The 18,666-nt window shown below is 71.2% G+C and carries 15 protein-coding genes and 1 pseudogene; 7 read left to right on the plus strand and 9 right to left on the minus strand.

Features of this window, described 5'->3' with window-relative positions; genetic code table 11:
• Positions 1-59: 59 nt before the first annotated feature.
• Together ggt and AB0I53_RS01515 are read right to left on the minus strand one after the other, a co-directional pair.
• Entirely contained in the window at positions 60-1,853 is a 1,794-nt protein-coding gene (gene ggt, locus AB0I53_RS01510; RefSeq protein ID WP_358594725.1) for a gamma-glutamyltransferase, read from the minus strand.
• Between the two features lie 208 nt (positions 1,854-2,061).
• The gene (locus AB0I53_RS01515; RefSeq protein WP_358594728.1) at positions 2,062-3,657 is read right to left on the minus strand and encodes a putative glycoside hydrolase; all 1,596 of its coding nucleotides are present in this window, start codon (positions 3,655-3,657) and stop codon (positions 2,062-2,064) included.
• Between the two features lie 184 nt (positions 3,658-3,841).
• Between AB0I53_RS01515 and AB0I53_RS01520 the strand changes: the two genes are divergently transcribed.
• Positions 3,842-4,861 (plus strand): polysaccharide deacetylase family protein, encoded by a 1,020-nt coding sequence (locus AB0I53_RS01520; protein WP_358594731.1) that lies wholly within the window; start codon positions 3,842-3,844, stop codon positions 4,859-4,861.
• Here AB0I53_RS01520 and AB0I53_RS01525 read toward each other — a convergent pair.
• Entirely contained in the window at positions 4,849-5,418 is a 570-nt protein-coding gene (locus AB0I53_RS01525) for a GNAT family N-acetyltransferase (protein ID WP_358594734.1), read from the minus strand. The two genes, AB0I53_RS01520 and AB0I53_RS01525, sit on opposite strands and share 13 nt — an antisense overlap.
• Positions 5,419-5,876: 458 nt before the next feature.
• Between AB0I53_RS01525 and AB0I53_RS01530 the strand changes: the two genes are divergently transcribed.
• Both AB0I53_RS01530 and AB0I53_RS01535 read left to right on the plus strand, forming a co-directional pair.
• Complete coding sequence (locus AB0I53_RS01530) at positions 5,877-6,314, plus strand: hypothetical protein (protein ID WP_358594737.1); 438 nt, start codon at positions 5,877-5,879, stop codon at positions 6,312-6,314.
• A gap of 57 nt (positions 6,315-6,371) precedes the next feature.
• Positions 6,372-6,842 (plus strand): GNAT family N-acetyltransferase, encoded by a 471-nt coding sequence (locus tag AB0I53_RS01535; protein WP_358594741.1) that lies wholly within the window; start codon positions 6,372-6,374, stop codon positions 6,840-6,842.
• A gap of 43 nt (positions 6,843-6,885) precedes the next feature.
• On the opposite strand, the gene AB0I53_RS01540 is transcribed toward AB0I53_RS01535, so the two are convergent.
• Entirely contained in the window at positions 6,886-8,913 is a 2,028-nt protein-coding gene (locus AB0I53_RS01540; protein WP_358594744.1) for a primosomal protein N', read from the minus strand.
• A gap of 151 nt (positions 8,914-9,064) precedes the next feature.
• Here AB0I53_RS01540 and lysA point away from each other — a divergent pair, with 151 nt between their 5' ends.
• Complete coding sequence (gene lysA, locus AB0I53_RS01545) at positions 9,065-10,384, plus strand: diaminopimelate decarboxylase (RefSeq protein ID WP_358594745.1); 1,320 nt, start codon at positions 9,065-9,067, stop codon at positions 10,382-10,384.
• 134 nt (positions 10,385-10,518) lie between these two features.
• Entirely contained in the window at positions 10,519-11,604 is a 1,086-nt protein-coding gene (locus tag AB0I53_RS01550) for a LacI family DNA-binding transcriptional regulator (protein WP_358594748.1), read from the plus strand.
• On the opposite strand, the gene AB0I53_RS01555 is transcribed toward AB0I53_RS01550, so the two are convergent.
• The 4 genes from AB0I53_RS01555 to AB0I53_RS01570 form a co-directional block, all read right to left on the minus strand.
• Complete coding sequence (locus AB0I53_RS01555) at positions 11,548-12,258, minus strand: sulfite exporter TauE/SafE family protein (RefSeq protein ID WP_358594750.1); 711 nt, start codon at positions 12,256-12,258, stop codon at positions 11,548-11,550. The two genes, AB0I53_RS01550 and AB0I53_RS01555, sit on opposite strands and share 57 nt — an antisense overlap.
• Positions 12,259-12,394: 136 nt before the next feature.
• Positions 12,395-13,756, minus strand: a complete 1,362-nt coding sequence (locus AB0I53_RS01560) for an amidohydrolase family protein (RefSeq protein ID WP_358594753.1) — start codon at positions 13,754-13,756, stop codon at positions 12,395-12,397.
• 4 nt (positions 13,757-13,760) lie between these two features.
• On the minus strand, positions 13,761-15,080 hold the full coding sequence (locus AB0I53_RS01565; RefSeq protein ID WP_358594756.1) for a solute carrier family 23 protein: 1,320 nt from the start codon (positions 15,078-15,080) through the stop codon (positions 13,761-13,763).
• 504 nt (positions 15,081-15,584) lie between these two features.
• Complete coding sequence (locus tag AB0I53_RS01570) at positions 15,585-16,541, minus strand: YafY family protein (RefSeq protein WP_358594759.1); 957 nt, start codon at positions 16,539-16,541, stop codon at positions 15,585-15,587.
• 63 nt (positions 16,542-16,604) lie between these two features.
• Here AB0I53_RS01570 and AB0I53_RS01575 point away from each other — a divergent pair.
• Positions 16,605-17,299: pseudogene (locus AB0I53_RS01575) on the plus strand (SDR family oxidoreductase).
• A 60-nt stretch (positions 17,300-17,359) separates the two neighbouring features.
• Positions 17,360-17,818 carry a tRNA (cytidine(34)-2'-O)-methyltransferase gene (locus tag AB0I53_RS01580; protein ID WP_358594762.1) on the plus strand — a complete coding sequence of 153 codons (459 nt, stop codon included), beginning with the start codon at positions 17,360-17,362 and terminating at the stop codon, positions 17,816-17,818.
• Between the two features lie 7 nt (positions 17,819-17,825).
• Here the strand turns inward: AB0I53_RS01580 and AB0I53_RS01585 are convergent, their stop codons facing one another.
• Positions 17,826-18,482, minus strand: a complete 657-nt coding sequence (locus tag AB0I53_RS01585; protein ID WP_358595213.1) for a TIGR02206 family membrane protein — start codon at positions 18,480-18,482, stop codon at positions 17,826-17,828.
• Positions 18,483-18,666 lie beyond the last annotated feature (184 nt).

Here is an 18,666-nt window from a genome sequence, read left to right on the forward strand (position 1 = left end):
ATGCGCCGGTGGGCACCGCCGCGGAACGCTCGTGAGCAAAAGACTCACGGCCCCGTTCGTCAGCGGGCCGGAATCACCACTGCCGCCGCTCCGCCGCCGCGGCGCTCGCGTTCTGCCGCCGCGATCCAGCGGCCGTCGGGCAGTCGCTCCACCCCGGTCGCCGAGCCGATCTCGCCGGTCGTCTTGAACTGGTGGCCGATGGCCTTCAGCTTCTCCGCCTCCGGCTGGGCCAGGAAGCCCGGCTCCGCCTCGGTCTGCGCCGCGTTGCGCTGCGACGCCCTGGGCTCGGCGATGGCGTCCACCAGGGACAGGCCGCGATCCAGGCGGCCGGTGAGCACCTGCAGGACGGTGGTGATGATCGTCGCGCCGCCCGGGCTGCCCGCCGCCACCAGCGGCTTGCCGTCCTGCAGCACGATCGTCGGGCTCATCGAGCTGCGCGGGCGCTTGCCCGGCCCCGGCAGGTTCGGGTCCGGCTGGCCGGGCGTGACCGGCGTGAAGTTGAAGTCGGTCAGCTCGTTGTTCAGCAGGAATCCGCGGCCGGGCACCACGATTCCGCTGCCGCCGGTCTGCTCGATGGTCAGCGTGTAGGACACCACGTTGCCCCAGGCGTCGGCCACGGTCAGGTGCGTGGTGTTCGGGCCCTCGTAAGGCTCCGTGCCGCTGGCGGTGCGCGCCTGGCAGCCCTGCGGGTTCCGCGGGTCGCCGGCCGCGACCGGGGTCGCCAGCACGGCGTCGTCGCTGATCAGGCAGGCGCGGGAGGCGGCGAAGTCCGCGCTGAGCAGTTCTTCGGTGGGCACGTCGTTGAACTCCGGGTCACCCACCCAGCGGTTGCGGTCGGCGAAGCCGATCTTGCTGGCTTCCAGGAACCGGTGCAGGTAGGCGGTCTTGTCGGCGTCGGAGACGTCGGTGCGCTCCAGGATCTTCAGCGCCTCGCCGACGGTCGTGCCACCCGAGCTGACCGGCGCCATGCCGTAGACGTCGAGGCCGCGGTAGCTCAGGTGGGTCGGCGCCTGCTCGTTGGCGCGGTAGTCGCCCAGGTCGTCGGCGGTCATGCCGCCGGGGCGCACCTGGCGGTTCGCGGCCGGGTCGACCGGCGGCTGGTTCACCGTCTTGACCACGTCGTCGCCGATCTCGCCGTGGTACAGCGCGCCGATGCCCCGGGCGCCCAGGGTGCGGTAGGTGTCGGCGAGGTCGGGGTTGCGCAGCACGCTGCCGACCTCGGGGAGCTTCCCGCCCGGCAGGAACAGGTCGCGAGTCGCCGGGAACGCGCTGAAGCGCTCCTGGTTCTCCGCGGTCTGCTCGCGGAACGTCTCGTCGACGACGAAGCCCTTGCGGGCCAGCTGCTCAGCCGGGCGCAGCACCTCGTCGAGGTCCTTGGTGCCCCAGCGGTCCAGCGCCGCCTGCCAGGTCATCGGGGTGCCCGGCACCCCGACGCCGAGCCCGCTGGTGACCGCCTCGTCGAACGGGATCGGCTTGCCGTTCTCCAGGAACGAGTCCTCGCGGACGCTGGCGGGCGCGGTCTCGCGCCCGTCGATGGTCTCGACCGCGCCGGTCTTCGCGTCGTAGTGCACGAAAAAGCCACCGCCGCCGACGCCTGCCGAATACGGCTCGGTGACGCCCAGCGCTGCCGCGACCGCGACCGCCGCGTCGGTGGCCGTGCCGCCGCGCCGGAGCACCTCGATCCCGGCCTGCGTCGCGTACGGGTCGACGCTGGACACGGCGCCGCCGTAGCCGACCGCCTCGGCCTGCTTGGGCGGCTCCGGCGGTCCGCCGGGCGCCGCCTGCGCCACCGGAGCGACCAGGGCGCACGACGTGATCGCAGCCAGGGTGAGTCGAACGGGCCTCACGGACATCGCCACCTCCAACATCGACAACGCCGCATACTCTGCCCAGTCTGCGCCCCCGATACAACTGCCCCACGGCAAGCTTCTGCCGCGTTGAAGGGCGATTTCGCCAGAAGTTGGCGACCCGAAGCCACGCCGAGCGGCGCCGGTTTCGCACGAAAACGCCACCCCGTGTGAGGGGAGAGCGCCGGTTTCGCGCGAAACCGGCGCTCCGGCACTAGCCGGCCGGGCCCAGGGCCGCGTCGTGGTATCGGCAGTTCGCGGCCCACAGCAGGAACGAGTTCATGCCGTTGGCCCGCGCCCCGTCGATCTGCGCCGCCACCTCCGCCGGGCCGTAGGAGACGCCGAGGCTGAAGTCCTGCAGCCACGGGATGATCTGCACGTCGGTGCCCTCGACCGCCTTGGCGAACGCCGCCAGCGAGCGCGCCACGATGTCGTAGGGCTGGGCGTTGGGGTTGCCGACGCCGAACTCCCCCGGGCCCCAGTGCGACGGGTAGACCATCGGCGAGATGTAGTCGACGAATCGCGACATCTGCCTGATGTCCTGGGCGATCTCGGTGGGCCGGTCGACCGAGATGCCGAACACCGACGCGCCCAGCAGCGCGCCCCGCGAGCGGACCTCCGGCTGGGTCTGCCGCAGGAAGTCGGCGACCGCGGCCTCCGGCGTGGTGGTCAGGCCGGGGATGCGCATCTGCTCGATGTGCCCGTCGGGCCGTCGCACGTAGTCGTAGAGGACGTCGTCGAAGCCCAGCGCGGCGGCTTCGGCGGCGATGTCGATGTTGTACCGGACGACCACGGGATCGGCGAAGTTGGTGAACGCGTAGCTGCCGTAGGCGCCGCTGGTCCAGGGGCGGCCGTCGGCGGTCTGTACCACTCGCTCGGGGTGCCCGCCATGCCAGGACGCCGCGCCGAGCACCGGATCCTTGAAGGCGACCAGCCTGCCGACCACCCGCACGCCCATGCCGTGCAACTGGTCCAGCACCGGCCGGGCTTGGTAGTAGCCCTTGACCGCGCCGATCTGGTGCGCCATCGGCACCGCCGAGTCGTAGACGACCTCGCCGCTCTCGTCCTTGAGGTCCAGCTCGATGGTGTCGATCTTGCCTTGCCGGGCCATCGCGAGGATCGGTTCGCGCAGCGAGTCACTGGTCCAGGCCAGGCCGGTCAGGTGCACCGCGCGCATCCCGGGATGTCTGATGTGGACGGTCATCGTCTTCTCGGCCCGATTGCCCGCCGCATCGGTCGCGACCACCTGGACCTCGCGGTCGGGCCGGTCGACGACCGCGCTGAACCCGCCCTGCGGATCCGGCGCCACGACCCGCCCGGCCACGGTGACCTGCGTGGCGCCCTGCACCGCGCCGACGACCGTCACCGGCCGGTTCGGACCCTCCGGCCGCAGCGAGTCCTCTACCTGCAGTTCAGGTGGCACACTGTCCACTGTGAACGTCCGAGTGGTGGTGACTGAACCGAACCAGGATGGACTGCGCGGCACCACGACGCGCAGCTCGTGCGGCCCGTCCGGCAGGCCGGCGGCCTGCACCGCGCGCGCACCCTGCCGGTCTACCGTCGGAACCTCCTGGCCGTCCACCAGCACCCGCGCACCATCGGCGGCGCCGGATCGGATCTGGATCGAACCCACCTCGGCGGGCGCGATCGGCCGATCCGGCAGCCCGGATATCTCAACGTCCTCTGTGGACATCGATCGCAACAGCAGGAAGCCCAGGAACAGCACCGCGATGGCGCCCGCCCCGAACACTGCGAATCTATCGGCCCGCACCACCTTGGCACGGGCCGCATCGGAAACAGCATCCGACATCGCTTTCGCCTCCCCGACTTCAGGCGAACTCGCGCGGCTGCACGAAATTCGTGCGTGATCAGTTTGGAACCGGCCGACGACCGGCCGTTCCACCTTCGCAGCCTCGGCCCGGAAGATCAATGACCACTTGGAGTATCCCCAGCGGGAGAACCGATCTCTACCGTTGGTGAGGATGCGGTCAGCAATGCGGAAAGTGCGCGCCGGCGTCGTGGCGACGGCGGCGGTCCTGCTCGCGGCCTGCGGCTCCGAGCACGGCGGCGAGGTCGTCCCGCCCCAGCCCAACGCGGTCGTCCGGCCGCCGGAGCCCGTCTCCCGCCCGACGCCGGAATCGGTGCGGGCGAACGAGCTCGGCGACGTCCCGGTGCTCATGTACCACCGGATCACTCCGACGCCGAGCAGCGTCTACGACCGCAGCCCGGAGGATCTCCGCGCGGAACTGGAGCGGCTGGCCGCCGAGGACTACGTGCCGGTGACGGCGACCGAGTACGCAACTGGCCGGTTCGACATCCCAGCCGGGAAGCATCCGGTGGTGCTCACCTTCGACGACGGCTCGATCAGTCAGTTCACATTGGACGGTGCGGGCGAGCCGGCGGCGGGCACCGGAATCCGCATCCTGCTGGACGTCGCCGCCGCGCATCCCGGATTCCGCCCGGTGGCGACCTGCTACGTCAACAACCCGCCGTTCGAGGAGCCCACCGGCCGGCGCAGCCTCGGCTGGTTGTCCGAGCACGGCTTCGAGATCGGCAATCACACGCTCGACCACGAGAACCTCGGCCGGGCCTCGGAGGCCGAGGTGCGGCGCCAGATCGCCGGTATGCAGCGGCTCATCACAGATGCCGTGCCGGGCGCGCAGGTCCGGTCGATCGCGCTGCCGCTGGGCGTGCACCCGGACGACGAGCGCCTCGCGGCCAGCGGCTCGGCCGACGGCGTCGACTACCACCACGACAGCGTCATGCTGGTCGGCTCGAATCCCGCGCCGTCGCCGTGGTCGGCGGATTTCGACCCGGCGAACGTGCCCCGCATCCGCTCCCAGGGCCCGACCGGGCAGGACGCGCAGTACGGCTCCACGGCGTGGCTGGACAAGCTCGCCGCCGACCCGAACCGCCGCTACACCTCGGACGGCGACCCGGACCGGATCTCCGTCCCGGCGGGCGAGCGCGCCGAGCCTTCGGCGGCGGTCGGCGAGCGGCTCTACCGGTACTGAGCCAGCCACTCCTCGCGGGTCGCCGCGTACTCGACGTCGCCGTGCTCGGCGCCCTCGATGGGGCCTTCGGGCCAGTCGTAGGCGAACGTCCGCACGTAGCGCAGGCCGACCTTCTCCATCACCCGCCACGAATCCCGGTTGACGACCATCGCCTGCGCGAACACCCGCCGCACCCCGAGATCGGTGAACGCCTTGCGCAGCAACGCGAAAGAGCCCTCGGTCGCATAGCCCTCGCCCCACGCGGACCGGTGGAACCGGTAGCCGAGCTCGACATCGTCGAGCGGCCCGTCCGGAGCGGGGTGCAGCATGAGGATGCCGACGAACCGGCCGGTGGCCTTCTCGATGGTGGCCCACTTCCCGAGCCCACCGAACCGCTCGTAGTACCCGAGGTAGGTGGGCAGAACCTCGTCCGCGATCTCGGCCCTGGTGACGGGAACGCCGCCGTTGATGTATCGCATGACCTCGGCGTCGCCGTTGAGGGCGAAGACGTCATCGACGTCCTCGGGCCCGAATTCCCGCAGCACGAGACGCTCGGTCTCCAGCAGAACGCGCCCCATACGGCTCCTCTCGACCACCGAATTCCAGCACGCGCCCGAAACCCAAGCGACCGAATTTCCGGCACGAGCACCGAGCGACCGGATGAAACCGGCCCGCCCTCGCCCTAGAACGGCAACTAAGCCGGCACGACCCACCGTTTTGACGACCGCGTTTTACGCCGATCGGTCGATATGCGGCCAATCGAGCCCACGCCGGACCGCGGCTGGACTTCACTCGTGGACCGACTCGTATCGGCGTGAGGGAGCCATTCTTGGTCGACGTCAAAGAACACACCCGCGCAGGGCGCAATGTCCGGGCGCACAAGCGCCGGGCACCTTCGAGGTCCGCAGGCGCCGTGGCGGCGATCGCCGTGGGCGGCACCATGGCACTGGGCGGCGGCGGAACTGCTGCGTTCGAAGGGATGTCGGTGCCGAAGTTCCGATCGACTCAGACCGCGAAGAATCCACGCGGTGTCGAATTGCGGGCAGTTGCCCGTTGGCAAAGCCGGGGATACAAGGTCAAGGTCCAGGAGCGCTCGGAACTGGGTTCCTGCCGCGAGCACTCGTACGGCCAGGTCAAGCGCTACTTCGCCGAGCATCCCTGCCGGTCCTTGCACCGCTTCTTGGCCGAGCTGCGCACCCCGCGCGGAAACACCGTGCTAGTCGCGGTTTCAACGGTGGACATGCCGGATGCCGGATCAGCCACCGAGTTCAAGAGCCTCGTCGACCGGCACGGCACTGGCAACATCGTCGAGCTTCCCAAGGAGTACCGGAAGTACCGCAACGTCGAGTTCACCGGCCACCGCTACGATTCGCGGCGCGACGAGAACCTGGTGACCAACATCCAAGTGGAACCGGTCGGTCGCAAGCCAGGAATCTTCGTCCTCGGCGAGATCATCCGGCTCGGGATGCCCTGACCACCCACGCAGGCGCCGAGGGTTGCGCGGGGTGGAGGTGGTTGCCGACGATGGGGCATGGTCGAGTTTCGGGAAGCCCGGTTGCCGGACGTCGCCGCGCTGGAGGATCTCGCGCGGCTGGCGTACTCGCTCTACACCCAGCGCATGGACCGGCTGCCGGCACCGATGGTCGCGGACTACTCCGCCGCGGTGCGCGAACACCAGGTCTGGATCGCCGAGGAAGACGATCGCATCCTGGGGATGCTGGTGCTCGTGCCCGAAGGCGACGTGATGCTGCTGGAGAACGTCGCAGTGCATCCCGACGCCCAGGGCCGAGGGCTCGGGCGCGACCTGCTGGCGCTGGCCGACCGCGAAGCGGCTGAACAGCGGATGGCGGAAATCCGGCTCTACACCAACGAAGTCATGACGGAGAACCTCGCCTACTACCCGAGACACGGCTACACCGAATCGGGCCGAGCCGAACAAGACGGCTATCGCCGGGTCTTCTTCCGCAAGGCGGTGGACCAGCGCAGGCACAACGACTCGTGAGTACTTTGGATCGCTATAGCGATCCAAAGTACTCACGAGGGCTCTACAGCATTTCCAATGGGTCCAGGCGGACTTGGAGTTCCGTGGCCTTTCGGGCTGCTCGGACCGCTTGGGCCGCGTGGAGGGAGCCCGCCAGCGCTCGGCCTTCGGCGCGGTCGACCCGGACGATCAGGCGTTCCCGCTCGGAATTGCCGTCCTCGTCGACCTGGCCCAGCGGCACCGGGCCGAGCACCTCCGCCGTCGGCGGCAGATCCGCCGAGTCCAGCAGCGCCTCGATCGCCTCCGGCGTGCCGTCCACGGCCGCGACGCGGCGGGCCGGGGGGAAGCCGAGCTCAGCGCGCTCGGCGAGTTCCAGGGAGGCGTACCACGCCGGATCCCAGCGCACCAACGCCTGCACCGGCTGCAGCGACGAGTCCGCCATGACCACCACTCGCCCACCGTCGCGGGCGGGCCGGACCAGCGCGGCAGCCGCGAACCACAACCGCAGCGCGGTCTCGGCCGCGCGGAGCTCGGGGCGGCCCAGCAGGGTCCGGCCGTCCAGCAGCAGCGCGGCGCCGTAGCCGCCTTCGGCGACCGGCTCGGCACCGGGTGTACAAACGATCAGCGCCGGTTTCGCTGGCACCGCGGCCAGGATCTCGCCCGCGCCCGAGGTCCGCACCGACACGTTGCTGAACGCCCGCCCGAGCTCCTCCGCGGTGCGGCTGGCGCCGACCGCTACGGCGCGTAGCCGCCGCGAGCCGCACGAGCTGCACTTGAACGCCGCTTCCGCGGCTCCGCACCAGCTGCACGCCGCCGGCTTCGGCGCTCCGCCTTCGCTGCCTCCCGGCAGCGCCAGCGGCCCCGCGCAGCGGCGGCACCTCGCCCGCTCGCGGCAGTCGCCGCACGCGAGCGCCGGCACGTAGCCGCGTCGCGGCACCTGCACCAGCACCGGCGCTCCCGCGCCGAGCGATGCTCGTGCCGCTTCGAACGCCACCGATGGCAGCCGCGCTGCGCGCGCCGCCGGGTCGCGTGCCAGCTGAGTGTCGTCTTCGCCGATCGCGGTCACTCGCGGCGCCGCTGCCCGCACGTCCGTGCGGTGCGCGACGAGTTCGTGCGCCCAGCCCGATTCGGCCAGCAGCGCAGCTTCGGCGGTGCGGGCGAAGGCTCCGACGATCAGCGCCGCTCCTGCCGCGTGCGCGCGTTGGGTCAGCACGTCGCGGGTGTGCGGGTAGGGCACCTGCGGGTAGCTGTGCAGGTCGTCGCCGTCGTCCCAGACCGCCGCGAAGCCCAGGTCGTGGACCGGCGCGAACATCGCCGCGCGGGTGCCGATCACGACGCGCGCCGCGCCGCGCAGCACCGCCAGCCAGCGGCGGTAGCGCATCGACGGGGCGAGGTCGGCGGCGAGGGCGACGACGTCGTCTTCGCCGAGCAGCGCGGTGCACGCGTCGTGCAGCCGCTGGAGGTCTCGGTGGTCGGGGACGACGATCAGCGCGCCGCGTCCGGCCGCCGCTGCCGTTGCGGCCGCTTCGGCCAGCCGGGCGGGCCAGTCCTCTCCGGGCAGCGCCTGCCAGACCGCGCGGGCCGACCGCCCCGCGTGCACAGCGTCCAAAAAGGACGTTCCGTGTTGGTAGCGGGCCCATTCCTCGGCTGCGGGCCGGGGCGGTGGCGGCCCGGGTTCGCGGGGTGCGGACTTCTCGGCCGCGGCGTGCCGGGGCGGGATCGCCAGGCGCACCACGTCCGCGAGCATGCCGCCGTAGCGGGTGGCCACCGAGCGGGCCACCTCCAGTAGCTCCGGGGTCAGCACCGGTTCCGGCGACGGGATCCGCTCGACCCAGGACAGGGTGCCCTGGAAGTCGGTGGTCTCGTTGCGTTCCAGCAGGTAGCCGTCGACGAGCTTGCCCCGGAAGCGCACCCGCAGCCGGCAGCCCGGCACCGCGTCGGCGTCCAGCCGGTCGGGCACCAGGTAGTCGAACGGCCGGTCCAGGTGCACCGGCAGCGGGACGTCGACCAGCACGCGGGCCACCGGTCGGGTCTCCGCCGCGGTCCGCTCTTCCGTCGCCCCCTTCCGCTTCCGGGGTTGTGCACCTGCCATGCCTCTTCTCTACCAGAGCGCCCGGACGGGCCTGTCAACAGCGCATCAGAACGGGTGCGGCGGGCGTCAGGACCGCGCCCGGAACCGCGTACGCCCGGGCCGTCCGGGCGTACGCATGAGTCATCCACTCCCGAGTGCTGAGGAAGTCGCCGTGACTCTCGCCGAACTCCTGCCCACCTTCCGCCACAGCCTGCCGAAGAAGCTGCCCGGTTCGATCTGGCCGGACACCGCCGTGGCGCTGCCTTCCGGCGACGTGACGGTCGGTGGCGTCTCGCTCACCGAGCTCGCCGAACGGTTCGGCACCCCCGGTTACGTGCTGGACGTGCAGACGGTCCGCGCCCGGTGCCGCGCGTACCGCTCGATGGACGCCGAGATCGCCTTCGCCGGCAAAGCATTCCTGTGTCGCCGGATGGCGCGGCTGCTCGCCGAGGAGGGCATGTCGCTGGACGTCTGCTCCGCCGGCGAGCTCGCCACCGCGCTCGCCGCGGGCTTCCCGGCGGAGCGGATCTTGTTGCACGGCAACGCGAAGACCGACCGGGAGCTGCGGACGGCGGCGAACGCCGGGGTCGGTCGGGTGGTGGTGGACTCACTGGCGGAGATCGACCGGATCGTCGGCGCTCAGGACGTGCTGATCCGGGTCACGCCGGGCATCGACGGGCACACCCACCGCGCCGTCGCCACCGGCGTGGAGGACCAGAAGTTCGGGCTCTCGCTGGCCGGCGGGCAGGCCGCAGCGGCGGTGGCGAAGATCCGGCAGCGGCCCGAGCTGCGGCTGGTCGGCCTGCACTGCCACCTGGGCTCGCAGATCGCCGAGGTGGCCGGCTACGAGGAGGCGGTGCGGCGGCTGGCGGCGTTCCTGGCCGAGATCGCGGTGCGCCAAGGGATCACGTTGCCGCAGCTCAACATCGGCGGCGGGCACGCGGTCGCCTACCGGCCCGGCGACGCGGAGTTCGACCTGCCCGGCTTCGCCGCCCGCATCCCGCGCGTGCTGCACTACGAGTGCCGCAAGCACGGTCTGGTCGTGCCGCGGCTGACCTTGGAGCCGGGCCGGGCGATCGTGGCGCGCGCGGGGATCACGCTGTACCGGGTCGTGACGGTGAAGCACGGCAGCAGCCGGACTTTCGTCGCCGTGGACGGCGGGTTCAGCGACAACCCGCGCCCGGAGCTGTACGGCTCGCGCTACGCCGCGCGGCTGATCGGCCGGGTCGGCGACGCGCGGGAGCGCACGATGAGCGTCGTCGGCCGCCACTGCGAGGCCGGTGACGTGCTGATCCCGGACGCGGTGCTGCCCGTCGACATCCGCGCCGGGGATCTGCTGGCGGTGCCGTGCACCGGCGCCTACCACCACTCGATGGCCTCGACCTACAACCTCGTGGGCCGGCCCCCGGTGGTGGCGGTGGACGACGGCGCGGCCGAACCGTGGGTCCGCCGCGAAACCGAAGCGGACCTCCTGAGCCGCGACGTGCCCTGACCCGCTCTGAACATTGGGAGCTCGGGTTTCCCCTGGTCAGGACCCGTGAGTACTTTTGGGTGCGATAGCGCCCGAAAATACTCACGGGTCCTGACCTGGCCAAACGTAGACCCGGTCGGGCAAGATCCGCCGGGGTGCCCGAGCGTGAGGAGATGGTGATGCCGGGAGCGGCGCGGCCGACGATCGCCGACGTGGCACGGGCGGCCGGGGTGTCCCGGACGACGGTGTCCCACGCCCTCAACGGGATCGGCAAGGTCGACCCGCGGACGCGGGAGCGGGTGGCGAAGGTCGCCGCCGAGCTCGGCTACCACCCGAGCCTGCGCGCGCAGCGACTGCGCCACGGCCAGTCCCGGACCATCGGCCTGGTGTCGTCGATGCCGGTCGCGGTGGCCGGCGGCCCGTCCCGGCTGGGCTTCTTCATGGAGGTCGCCGCGGCCGCCGCCGAGACCTCGCTGCTGCACGGGTTCGCGCTGGTCCTGGTCCCGCCGGTGGAGTCCGACACGCCGCTGGACTCCCTGGACATCGACGGCGCGATCGTCGTCGAACCCGACGAGGACGACCCGGCGACCAAGCGCCTGCAGGCCCGCGGCGTGCCGATCGTGACGCTGGCCAGGCAGCAGGGCACCGATCTCCCCCACGTCGACCTGCGGGCCCGGCTGGTGGGGCGGCTGCTGCTGGACCACCTGCACGAGCAGGGCGCCCACCACATCGCCCTGCTCGTCGGCAGCAGCCACCGCAACTCGTACGTGGACGCGGTCGACGCCTACCGCGAGTTCGCCGACCGGCACGGGATGGCGCCGCTGATCATCACGGCCGACGAATCCGGCGGCGAGGAGGCCGGGTGCGCTGCCGCCTCGGCGCTCCTGGACGAGCACCCGGAGGTCGACGCGATCTGCGCGACCGTCGACGCTTTCGCCGTGGGCGCAGTGCGGGCTCTGACCGACCGCGGGCTTCGCGTCCCGGCAGACGTCATGGTGGCGACCCGCTACGACGGTCTGCGCGCCCGAACCTGCACGCCCGCGCTCACCGCCATCGACCTGCACCTCGGGCAGGCCGCAGCCGGCGCCGTCGAACTCCTGCTGGCCAATCTCAAGCAGGAGACCACTCCGCAGGTGATCACCAACCCGGAGCCCGTCCTGATCGCTCGCCGTTCGACGATGCGCTCACCCGGCGACCAGCAGCACGACGCCGGAGACGATCGCGAACAGCTGCACCAGTAGCCGCATCAGCCGGCCGTCGAGGCGGTGGTGCACGAACCGGCTCAGCACCGCGCCGAGCGCCAGCGCCGGCAGCAACAGCACCGCAGGCCACAGCTGGTCGGGCGCGACCTTGCCGGTGGCCAGCAGCACCACCAGCGAAATGACCTCGCCTGCGATGAAGCAGACCGCGACCGTCGAACGCAGCACCGCCGCCGGCCGGTGCTGGTACACGAGCGCCAGCGGCGGCCCGCCCACGCCGGTGGCCGTCTCGGTGATGCCGGTGATCGCCCCGGCGGCGAGGAACGCGCCCCGACCGGGCGTGAACTTCGGCGCGAGCAGCGTCACCACTGCCGCCAGCACGGTGGAGCCGCCGATGAGCAGGTTCAGCTGGCTCACCGGGACCGCCACCAGCACCCACAGCCCGCCGAAGGTCCCGGCGAACCGCCCGGCGGTGATCCACCCGGCGCCGACCTTGTCCAGGCTGCCGCGTTCGCGCCCGGCGATGTAGAGGTTGAGCGGAATCATCAGCACCAGCAGGAAAACCGGTAGCAACGACGGCTCCACCAGCCCGACGACCGGCGCGACGATGAGCGCGAAACCGACTCCGGTGGCGCCTTGCACGAACGCCGCCACGGCGACGGCGAGCGCCATCAGCGCCAGCACCGCGACGCTCATGGCAGTTCCGCCTCTCCGCGTTTCACAGTTGTGGTTGCGTCCGGCTCAATCCCGCGTTTCGCAGTTTCTTGTGGCTGGTTTGCGTCACGTTCCCCTGAGGTGCGGTTGAGCAGAACCGGGGCTGACACAGGGCTGCTCATGCCCGCCCTCCGATTCCTGTCGACACGCGCGAGCGGTGCTCCACCGACACCGGGTGGATCCGCCGCAACGGCGCCCGCTCCACCACCTCGTGCGCCATTTTCGCAGCCTGCGCAACGAGTTCCGGGCCGTCCCAGTCGATCGGCCAGCCGCGCCACAACCGCAACCTGCCGCCGACGAACACGGCGGCGATCTGATCGCGGTTGGCCAGCCGGACCAGCTCCCAGCTCAGGTCCCAGGACGGGCACAGCTCCGGAACCTGCAGGTCCACCACGAGGAAGTCCGCGGCCCGACCAGCGGCGATCTCGCCGGTGAATCCGCCCAGACCCACCGCGTCGGCACCGAGCGACGTCGCGTGTTCCAGCCAGGTCCAGCCGCCGCCGCAAGAGGAATCACCGCTGGACAGGCCGAATCCCAGCCGCTGCGCCAGCTCGGCGGCGTCCACCAGCCGGAAGGCGTCGCCGCGGGTGCCGTCGGTGCCGAGCCCGAAGCGCACCCCGAACACCGACAGCAGCTCGGCGGGCGCGACCGCATTCCCCTTCCACCCGCTCGCAACCGGGTTGTAGCTGATCGCCGCGCCGGTGTCGGCGAGCAGTCGCACCTCGGTCGGGGTCAGCAGCGTGGCGTGCGCCGCGAGGACCTGCGGACCCAGCGCTCCGATCTCGTGCAGGTGCTCCAGCGGTCGGCGCCCGTGCGCCTCGAGCGACCGCTCGACGGAAGCGAGGTGCTCGTTGACGTGGATCTGGAACACCGCATCCGCCTCGGCGCACAGCCGCGACACGTCCCGCAGCACGCCGTCGGGCGCGGCCTCCGGGATCGGGATCGCCAGCGACGGGTGGACCAGCGGCGAATCCGTCCAGCGTGCGAGGTGCTCCTCGTCCGGACCGTCGCACACCCGCCCGAGCACGCAGCGGATCCCGGCGTCCTGGGTCGCCGCGGCAACCACCCCGACATCGACCGGCGCTCGGGTGCCTGCCTCGGCGACGGTGGTGAACCCGCCGCGAAGTGCTTCCAGCGCAGCGAGTTTCGCCGCGACGTAGGCGTTCTCCTCGGTCAGCGCGCCCTCCAGCGGCACCCAGATCCGGCGGAAGATCTCCGACGGCTCGCCGAAGGCCAGCGACTTGCCGAAGCTCTGCGTCAGGTGGTGGTGGGCGTCGACGAACCCCGGCATCAGCAACCGGCCGTCCAGCCGGACCGGGTCGAGTTCCCGGTGCGCCGCAACGACTTCCGCCACAGGGCCGACCGCGCGGAACACGCCGTCGGCGACGACCACGGCGTGGTCGCGGACCGGGCCGTCGGGCAGCAGCAGGACCTCCGGCAGCAGCAGGACTTCGGCGGCATCGAGCAGTTCTCGGTTCACGATCTCACTTTTCCGTTGTGGTGGACGTGGTCGGGCGGCGGAGGTAGTGGAACGCGATGTTCAGCCCCACCGCCACGAAGGCGCCGACGGCGACGCCGCTGTCGAGGAAGGTGCTCAGGCTCGACGGCAGCCGGTCGTACACGCCCGGCACGAGGATCGGCAGCAGCCCGAAGGCGAGCGCCACCGCGCAGATCACCGAGTTCGCGTGGTCGGCGAGGTCGACCTGGCGCAGCAGCTGGATTCCGAGCACGGTGATGACCGCGAACACGACGATCGCGGTGCCGCCGACCACGGCGGCCGGAATCCCGTTGATCACCTCGGCGATCGGGGTGACCACGCCGATGACCACCAGCATCACCCCGGCGACCGCCGTCACGTAGCGGCTGCGCACCCCGGTCATCCGGACGATGCCGATGTTCTCGCCGCTGGTCACCATCAGCGAGGTGCCGAAGAAGCCGCCCAGCAGCGAGATCAGCGCGTCGCCGCGGATCGTCCTGGGCACGTCGCGGCGGGGGTCGATCTCCTTGCCGACGATCTCGCCGTTGAGCACGGTCTGACCGGTCGCCTCGGCCATCGACACCAGTGCGAAGACCATCAGCGGCAAGGCGGCGAACAGGCTGAACTCCGGTGCACCGAACGGAAGGGGGTCGGGCAGGTTGAACACGCCGCCCTCGCCCACCTCGCCGAAGCTGGTGGCGCCGAGCAGCACCGCCATGCCGGTTCCGGCCGCGAGCCCGAGCACGACCGCCAGCTGCCGCAGCATCCCGGTCAGGAAACGCAGGAACAGCACCGTGAACGCCACGGTGGCGAAGCCGAGCAGCAGGTCGCGGGGGTCGCCGAAGTCCGGGCTGCCGGGCTTGCCGGTGACCAGCAGGCCGCCGACCTTCACCAGGTTCACCCCGACGATCACGATCATGGTGCCGATGACGACGGTCGGGAAGAACTGAAGCAGCCGGGTGAACAGCGGCAGCGCGACGAAGTAGAAGACGCCGGTGAGGATCACGGCGCCGGAAGCCGTGGGCAGGCCGTGCTCCTGGGCGATCGCCAGGAAGAGCACGACCGGTGCGCCGCCGGGCAGCATCACGAACGGCAGCCGGACGCCGAAGCGCCACGGGCCGAACGACTGCAGGAGCGTGCCCAGCCCGGCGAGCACGAACGTCGCGGACAGCAGCTTGATCGTCAGCTCGGGCGTCATGCCGAGCGTCTTGCTGACGAGGAACACGCTGGAGATGGGCGTCGCGGCCATCACGAGCACGTGCTGCAGGCCGAACGGGAGCAGCTTGGCCAGCGGTAGGCGTTGATCGACGGGATGCGGTGTGGACACTGCGGAGCCTCCTCGCGCTGAGTCCGGGCGCTCGCCGACCGCTCCAGCGGTCGGCGCAGGACTGCCCCGGAGGCTTGAGGCGCTGTGAACGCCACGCCCACCACCAGGGCCAAACCGATTTGGCCAATCGATGCGGGAGAGTATTTGCGACACCCTCCGGCGCTGTCAAGACCACCCGATGCGCAACTCATCACGACAAGACGCGTTCCGGCTGCTCAAGGACCCGTGAGCGTTTCTTGGCGCTATAGAGCCTGTTTCCAAACTCGCCCTGATATAGCGGTGCGGGTGGCGGAACCTCAGAGGCCTTCTCGCTGTGGGATCCCCGACATCATGAATGCCAATTCACCACGTCGGGGCTGTCCTCGCGAGAAGACCTCTGAGAACCCGCGGCGGTGCAAGTCGCATAGGTGGGCTAAGCGGCTGCGCCGCTTCAAAGACAAAACCCCGCGCTACCACCACCTCACACCACGACATCAAAACAGCCTCTATAGCAACGAAAAGCGCTCACGGCCCCGTGACTGCGCGGGCGTAGCGGTCGGCGAGGCGGCGGGTCGTCGCGGCGAGTTCGGGGGCGTCGAGCACGTCGAAGTCGAGGTCGAGGGCTCCGAGGTAGGCCGCGAGGAGCTGCGGCGTGTCCGCGCCCGCGTCCAACAGGCAGGTCTGATCGTCGATCGGCGCGACGATCCACGTCGTCGGCGGCACCCGCTGCACGACGACCTCCGCGGGCGCATGCACGCGCACCTGGGCGCGATACGCCCACAACACCGCTGTGACACCGCGCGCGACGTACGCGGCGAAACCGCCCTCCGGCGGCTCGCGGGGCGTGAAGCGCGGCCCCGTCGGAGTGCGAGGCGACAGGCGGTCGACGCGGAAGCTCCGCCAGTCGTCGCGGTCGCGGTCCCAGCCGACCAGGTACCAGCGGCGGCCGGTGCTGACGAGCCGATGCGGCTCGACGGCGCGCAGGCTCGCGACGTCGTCGTGCGCGCGGTAGTCGAACCGCAGCTGCTCGCGGTCCCGGCACGCCCGCGCGATCGTGGTCAGCACATCGGCGCCGACCAACGGCCCGCCTCCGGGCACCGGCACGGAGTAGGTCTGCAGCGCGTTGACGCGCTGACGCAGCCGCGCCGGCAGCACCTGCTCCAGCTTGGCCAGCGCGCGAACCGACGTCTCCGCCATTCCCGACACCGTGCCGCTAGCCGCCGTGCGCAGCCCGATCGCGACCGCGACGGCCTCGTCGTCATCCAGCAGCAGCGGCGGCAACGCAGAACCAGCCCCGAGCCGGTAGCCACCCGCCACGCCCGGCGTCGAATGCACGGGATAGCCGAGGCTGCGCAGGCGATCCACGTCCGCACGAACCGTCCGGGTGCTCACGCCGAGGCGCTCGGCGAGATCCCCGCCCGGCCAGTCGCGTCGCGCCTGCAGCAGCGACAGGAGGCGGAGCAGGCGAGCCGAGGTCTCCAACTTTCTCCAGTGTCGCCGCAATCGCGGAACGAAGTCTTCCGCGATCGGCGAAATGGTGGCGCCATGAATCTTCGAGGCAAGACGGCCGTCGTCACCGGTGGTTCGCGCGGCATCGGCCGGGCGATCGTGCGGCGGTTGACGGCAGACGGCGCGGAAGTCCTGTTCAGCTACGCGAAGAACGAGGAGGCGGCGAGGGCGGTCACCGCCGAAACCGGCGCCCGCGCGGCGCGGGCCGATGCAGGTGCGGCCGAAGACCTCCACCGGCTCTTCGACGCCGCCGGCGAGCTGGACGTCTTGGTCAACAACGCCGGAATCCCGTCCACCGCGCTGCTCCTCGACATGTCCGAGGCCGACTACGACCGCGTCATGGCGGTCAACGCGAAGGGAACCTTCCTGGCGATGCAGCACGCGGCGCGGCGGATGGGCGACGGCGGGCGGATCGTCAGCATCTCGACGCCGGCCCGGGCGAATCCGCTTACGCGGCGAGCAAAGCGGCCGTCGAGCAGCTCACCCGGGTCGCGGCGAAAGAGCTCGGGCCGCGCGGCATCACGGTCAACGCCGTCTCTCCCGGCCCGACCGACACCGACCTGCTGCGCGGCGCCGTCGGCGACGACGCCCTGGCCGCCACCGCGCAGATGATTCCGCTGGGCAGGCTGGGGCAACCGGCGGACGTCGCCGACGTCGTGGCGTTCCTGGTCGGCCCGGACGCGCGCTGGATCACCGGGCAGAACCTCCGCGCCACCGGCGGGCTGGTGTGATCGACCGGGCGGGGGCCTCCCCGCGCTGCCGATCCCGAACCCGGTGTGAAACGATTTCGGGTGTTTCACGTGGTCTTCTACCAGCCCGAAATCCCGGGCAACGCCGGCAACGCGATCCGGATGGCGGCCGGTTCCGGCTGCGCACTGCACCTGATCGAGCCCCTCGGCTTCTCCGTGGAGGACGCGAAGCTGCGCCGTGCCGGGCTGGACTACCACGACCGGGCCGCCCTGCACGTCCACCCGGACCTCGAATCGGCCTGGCGGGCGCTGAACCCGCAGCGGATCATCGCGTTCACCTCGAAGGCCGAGCACTCCTACGAGGCGGTGGCCTACCGGCCGGGCGACGTGCTGCTGTTCGGGCCCGAATCCACCGGCCTGCCCGAGGACGTGCTCGCCGACGTAACGCTGCAGGTCCGGATCCCGATGCTGCCGGGCATCCGCTCGATGAACCTGGCCAACTCGGCGGCAGTCGCGGTCTACGAGGCGTGGCGCCAGCAGGGCTTCGCAATGCCCTCGTGAGCCCCGGTCAGGCGTGCACGACGCGGCGCGGCGTCCTGGTCCACGGCCAGGTCAGCAGGGCCCAAGCGGCCAGGCCGACGACTGCCTCGACGCCCAGGTACCAGGGCCAGCCGCCCATCACGTCCAGCAGGGACGGGTTGTCGGGCTTCCCGCTGACGAAGCCGTAGTTGGTGCCCGCCCAGGCGTTGAAGGGCAGCATCGCCGCGCCCCAGGCGATGGTCACCACGGCGGCGAACCAATAGCCGCGCCAGTTCGGCCGCACCCCGACGCCCCAGGTCAGGTAGGCGGCCGCCCAGATGACCAGCAGGTGCTGGCCCCAGAACTCGACGAAGTCGGGCGACGGGAAGTCCGGCGCGTCCAGCGCGGGAGTGATCATCGCCTGCGGGGTCAGCGTCAGGCCCCAGTAGTAGAGCAGCGCGCAGGCCTGCGGCCGGTGCGTCCACAACGCGAAAGCGGCGACGATCCAGGCGAGATCGCAGAGGTGCAGCGGCAGCGATTCGCCGACGTCCCACTGCGCCGGCAACAGCCGGTAGGACAGCGTCGTCACGCCGAATGCCAGAACCACCAGGGCGAAGCCGCGCGTGAAGACCACTGCGGCCCGAGAATCGCGCTGCCGGTACCCGAGCACGGCGACCGCCACGGACCCGACGACGATCAGCGCCATGAGCACCCAGTGCGACGGGCCGTAGGGAACGAAGCGATCCACCGAAGGCGGTCCCACTCCCCCAGCGTAAGCACCGGCGCTCAACGAAAAGAGGCTGTCGAGTTGCGGTAAGCACGGGGCCGTGGTTCCACCGCGCACGTCGCGCAGCTGTTGGACGCGCCCGTGGTGCTGGTCGTCGACGCGA

Source organism: Saccharopolyspora sp. NPDC050389, assembly GCF_040655595.1.
Lineage (GTDB): Bacteria > Actinomycetota > Actinomycetes > Mycobacteriales > Pseudonocardiaceae > Saccharopolyspora.

Excerpts from the sequence above, each read along its gene's own strand:
- ggt (WP_358594725.1), bottom strand. The coding sequence starts at position 1,853 with ATGTCCGTGAGGCCCGTTCGACTCACCCTGGCTGCGATCACGTCGTGC.
- AB0I53_RS01515 (WP_358594728.1), bottom strand. The coding sequence starts at position 3,657 with ATGTCGGATGCTGTTTCCGATGCGGCCCGTGCCAAGGTGGTGCGGGCC.
- AB0I53_RS01520 (WP_358594731.1), top strand. The coding sequence starts at position 3,842 with ATGCGGAAAGTGCGCGCCGGCGTCGTGGCGACGGCGGCGGTCCTGCTC.
- AB0I53_RS01525 (WP_358594734.1), bottom strand. The coding sequence starts at position 5,418 with ATGGGGCGCGTTCTGCTGGAGACCGAGCGTCTCGTGCTGCGGGAATTC.
- AB0I53_RS01535 (WP_358594741.1), top strand. The coding sequence starts at position 6,372 with ATGGTCGAGTTTCGGGAAGCCCGGTTGCCGGACGTCGCCGCGCTGGAG.
- AB0I53_RS01540 (WP_358594744.1), bottom strand. The coding sequence starts at position 8,913 with ATGGCAGGTGCACAACCCCGGAAGCGGAAGGGGGCGACGGAAGAGCGG.
- AB0I53_RS01555 (WP_358594750.1), bottom strand. The coding sequence starts at position 12,258 with ATGAGCGTCGCGGTGCTGGCGCTGATGGCGCTCGCCGTCGCCGTGGCG.
- AB0I53_RS01585 (WP_358595213.1), bottom strand. The coding sequence starts at position 18,482 with ATGGCGCTGATCGTCGTCGGGTCCGTGGCGGTCGCCGTGCTCGGGTAC.